Consider the following 4,643-nt stretch of genomic DNA (forward strand, 5'->3'; position numbering starts at 1 on the left):
GCGCTCGGGGCCGGCGCGCCCCGCCGGCCCCGAGCGCCGCCGCGCCCCCGAGCGCGGCCGGCAGGGCGCGGAGGTGGCGCACACCGGTCCGGTGACGGCCAGCCGGATGCTCTCGCGGCTGGCCCGCTTCGGGCAGCACCGGCAGTCCAACGTCTCGCCGGTGCTGGAGCCGCTGCTGCGCACGGTGCGCGTGACGCACCCCAAGGCCGACCTCAGCGTCGTCGAGCGCGCCTTCGACCGCGCCGAGAACGCCCACGACGGCCAGCGCCGCAAGAGCGGCGACCCGTACATCACCCACCCGGTCGCGGTGGCGACGATCCTCGCCGAGCTGGGCATGACGCCCTCCACCCTGGCCGCGGCCCTGCTGCACGACACGGTGGAGGACACCGACTACTCCCTGGAGGACCTGCGCCGCGAGTTCGGCGACGAGATCGCCCAGCTCGTCGACGGCGTCACCAAGCTCGACAAGGTCACCTACGGCGAGGCCGCGCAGTCGGAGACCGTCCGCAAGATGATCGTGGCGATGGCCAAGGACATCCGGGTCCTGGTCATCAAGCTCGCCGACCGCCTGCACAACGCCCGCACCTGGCGCTACGTGCCGGCCGCCTCGGCGGAGAAGAAGGCCCGCGAGACGCTGGAGATCTACGCGCCCCTGGCGCACCGGCTGGGCATGAACACGATCAAGTGGGAGTTGGAGGACCTGGCGTTCGCCACGGTCTACCCCAAGCGCTTCGACGAGATCGTGCGCCTGGTGGCCGACCGCGCCCCGGCCCGCGAGGAGTACCTCGCCGGGGTGCGCGGCCAGATCGAGGAGGACCTCAAGAGCGCGCGGGTGCGCGCCACGGTCACCGGCCGGCCCAAGCACTACTACTCGATCTACCAGAAGATGATCGTGCGCGGGCGCGACTTCGCGGAGATCTACGACCTCGTGGGCGTGCGGGTCCTGGTGGACTCCGTGCGCGACTGCTACGCGGTCCTGGGCGCCCTGCACGCGCGGTGGAACCCGGTGCCGGGCCGGTTCAAGGACTACATCGCGATGCCCAAGTTCAACATGTACCAGTCGCTGCACACGACGGTCATCGGGCCCGAGGGCAAGCCCGTGGAGATCCAGATCCGCACCTTCACGATGCACCGCCGCGCCGAGTACGGCGTCGCTGCGCACTGGAAGTACAAGGACGACCCCAACGCCGCCGGCGGCAAGCGCGACAACGAGATGGACTGGCTGAAGTCCGTCGTGGACTGGCAGCGCGAGTCGCCCTCCAGCGAGTTCCTGGACGACCTGCGCTTCGAGATCAACGCCGGTCAGGTGTTCGTCTTCACCCCCAAGGGGGACGTGCGCGAGCTGCCCGCGGGCTCCACGCCGGTGGACTTCGCCTACGCGGTGCACACCGAGGTCGGGCACCGCACGATGGGCGCGCGGGTCAACGGCCGGCTCGTGCCGCTGGACTCCACCCTCGACAACGGCGACCTGGTGGAGGTCTTCACCTCCAAGGCCGACGGTGCGGGCCCGAGCCGGGACTGGCTGCAGTTCGTCAAGTCCCCCCGGGCGCGCAACAAGATCAAGCAGTTCTTCTCCAAGGAGCGGCGCGAGGAGGCGATCGACCTCGGCAAGGACGAGATCGCCCGTGCCATGCGCAAGCAGCACCTGCCGCTGCAGCGCCTGATGTCGCACGAGTCGCTGCTGGCCGTGGCCCGCGAGCTGCACCTGGCCGACGTGTCCGCGCTGTACGCGGCGGTGGGGGAGAAGCACGTCTCCGCCCAGCACGTGGTGGAGAAGCTCATCGTCGCCGTGGGCGGCGAGGCGGCCGTGGAGGAGGACCTCGCCGAGGCCACCACCCCGGGTGTGCCGCGCACCGGCCGCGCCGGCGGGGACGCCGGCATCGTCGTCAACGGCAGCGACGACGTGTGGGTCAAGCTCGCCAAGTGCTGCACGCCGGTGCCCACCGACGCCATCGTCGGCTTCGTCACCCGCGGTGCCGGGGTGTCGGTGCACCGCCAGGACTGCGAGAATGTCACGCGGCTGCGCCGGGAGCCGGAGCGCATCGTCGACGTGGAGTGGGGCTCCAGCGGTGGGGCGACCTCCAGCGGCTCGCGGTTGTTCCTGGTGCAGATCCAGGTGGAGGCCCTGGACCGCGCGCGGCTGCTCTCGGACGTGACGCGGGTGCTCTCCGACAACCACGTCAACATCCTGTCCGCGACCGTCAGCACCAGCCGCGACCGCGTGGCGGTGTCGAAGTTCTCCTTCGAGATGGCCGAGCCGAACCACCTCGGGCACGTGCTGAGCGCGGTGAGGCGCGTGGACGGCGTGTTCGACGCCTACCGCGTCTGACCGCACCGCCCGGGTGAGGCGCAGCGCGTCGTCCCCCCGCGTCACGGCAGCGCGCCCTCGCCGCTCGCGGCGGTGCGCCCGGAGGTGTCCGGGCGCGCGGCCAGCGCGCGCCGGGCGGAGCGCACGTGCGCCAGCCCGCGGGCGCGCTGCGCGGCGCGCTCGACGTCGTCGCCGCGCAGCCCGGCCCCGGCCAGCAGCCGGCGCAGCTGCCCCGCCCGGCGCGGCTCGGCGCGCGCGACGTCCAGCAGCGTGCGCGCCGGTGAGCTCAGCGCCAGGCCGGCGACGTGCACGACGTCCTCGTCGTCGAGGCGGGCGCGCGAGACCACCAGCCGCACCCCGCCGCGCACGGGGTGGCGGGCCGGGGTGCGCCGGACCACGAGCACCTGCGCCGGCGCCGGCAGCGGCGCCCCCGCGTGCACCCACGCCGCCGCGACCCCCACGACCACGGCGTCCGCGGGCACCAGCAGCGCCAGGGCGCGCGCCCGCACGGCGGCGTCCACGCGCACCCCGGCGCCCACGACGACGTCCCCGACCAGGCGCTGCAGCAGCCCCTCGCGCACGTCGCGGGCCACGGCCGCGCGCACGGCGGGCGTGGGGGCGGGCTGCCACGGGCGCGCCGGGTCCGGGCAGCGCCCGCGCGCCAGCAGCTCGCTCAGCCAGCCGGCGCCGCAGGCGGCGGGGGGAGCGGCCGGCGCGGTGGGCACGGCAGCGGTGGCGGCAGCGGTGGTGGGCACGGCGGCAGTGGACCGCACCGGCCGGCCGCGCCGACGCCGTGCCCTCGCGCGCTGTGGACGACCGCGGCTCGGCCACCGCCTGTGGGCAGCGCCGCGCCGGGACGCGGCGCAGCACGCGGCGCAGGACGCGGAACGGGGTGCGGGGAGCCCCGCAGGACCCCCGCACCCCGTGCGGTGCGCGCCGTCACCGGCGCGCGCGGCGCCTCGTCAGCGGCCCTCGCGCAGCGTGGCCTGGGCCGCGTCCAGCCAGGCGCGACGAGCGCGCAGGGCCTCCTCGGCGCGGGCCAGGGCCCGCGCGTCCCCGCGCCGGCGGGCCTCCTCCACGTCCGCCTCCAGGTCGCGGATGGCGGACTCCAGCTGGCTGGCCAGGCCGCCGGCGCGGGCCTTGGCCTCCGGGTTGGAGCGCGACCAGCGGGCCTGCTCGGCGTCGCGGACCGCGGTCTCCACCGCCCGCAGCCGGCCCTCGACCCGGCCCAGGTCGGCGCGCGGCACCTTGCCCGCGGCCTCCCAGCGGTCCTGGATGCTGCGCAGGGCCGCCTTGGCCGCGCCCAGGTCCTTGATCGGCAGCAGCGCCTCGGCCTCGGCGAGCAGCTCCTCCTTGACGGTCAGGTTGCCGCGGAACTCCTCGTCCACCTGGTCGTTGGCGGCGCTGCGCGCGGCGAAGAAGACGTCCTGCGCGGCGCGGAAGCGGTCCCACAGCGCGTCGTCGTCCTTGCGGCCGAGCCGGCCCGCGGTCTTCCAGCGGTCCATGAGGTCGCGGTAGGCCGACGTGGTGCCGCGCCAGTCCGTGGACGTCGACAGGGCCTCCGCCTCGGCGACGAGCTTCTCCTTCTCGGAGCGCACGCTCGCGCGCTGCTCGCCCAGCGCGGCGAAGTGGTGCCGGCGCATCTTGTCGAAGGCGCTGCGGGCGTGGCTGAAGCGCTTCCACAGCTCGTCCTCGCTGCGCTTGTCCAGCCGGCCCTCGCGCTGGGCGGCCTTCCACTCCTCGAACAGGGTGCGCAGCCGCTCGCCGGAGGAGCGCCACTGCACCTTCTCCGGGTCCTGCCCGGCGATGGTCTCGGCCTCCTCGACGATGGCCACCCGAGCCGCGCGCAGGCGCTCGCGGTTGGCCGCCCGGGCCCGGTCGGCCGCCGCGCGCGCCTCGTCGGCCACGGTGGCCAGCGCCTCCACGCGGGCGGTCAGCGCGTCCAGGTCGCCCACGGCGCGGGTCTCGGCCAGCGCCGTGCGCAGGGCGCTGACGCCGCTGACGATGTCCTTGCCGGCCAGCTCGGTGCTGCGCAGGCGCTGCTCGAAGAGGTCGACCTGCGCGACCAGCTCCTCGTACTTGCGCACGAAGTACGACACCGCCTCCTCGGGCGTGGCGTCGGGGTACTGGCCCACCTCGTGCTCGCCGTCGGCGCGGCGCACCCACACGGTGCCGTTCTCGTCCACCCGCCCGAAGGCGGCTGCGGCCTCGCGGTCCACCGACGTGGTGTGCGGGACGTCCGCGGCGGGCGGCTCGGCGGCCGGGTCGTCCGGCAGGGCCCGCGGCGCCGGGGGCACGGGCCGCGGCGCCGGGCGCCCGGCCACGCTGGCGGGGG

At 75.6% G+C, this 4,643-nt stretch carries 3 protein-coding genes; 1 reads left to right on the forward strand and 2 read right to left on the reverse strand.

The window, feature by feature from the left end; genetic code table 11:
* Nucleotides 1-2,329 (forward strand): RelA/SpoT family protein (locus GTR00_RS14960; protein ID WP_240900308.1); only part of this gene is annotated, 2,329 nt, incomplete at its 5' end.
* A 41-nt stretch (nt 2,330-2,370) separates the two neighbouring features.
* Here the strand turns inward: GTR00_RS14960 and GTR00_RS14965 are convergent.
* Together GTR00_RS14965 and GTR00_RS14970 are read right to left on the reverse strand one after the other, a co-directional pair.
* The gene (locus GTR00_RS14965; RefSeq protein WP_166612399.1) at nt 2,371-3,063 is read right to left on the reverse strand and encodes a hypothetical protein; all 693 of its coding nucleotides are present in this window, start codon (nt 3,061-3,063) and stop codon (nt 2,371-2,373) included.
* Nucleotides 3,064-3,270: 207 nt separating this feature from the next.
* A partial coding sequence (locus tag GTR00_RS14970; RefSeq protein ID WP_240900310.1) for a DUF349 domain-containing protein occupies nt 3,271-4,643 on the reverse strand: 1,373 nt, incomplete at its 5' end.

Source organism: Kineococcus indalonis, from assembly GCF_009906395.1.
Lineage (GTDB): Bacteria > Actinomycetota > Actinomycetes > Actinomycetales > Kineococcaceae > Kineococcus > Kineococcus indalonis.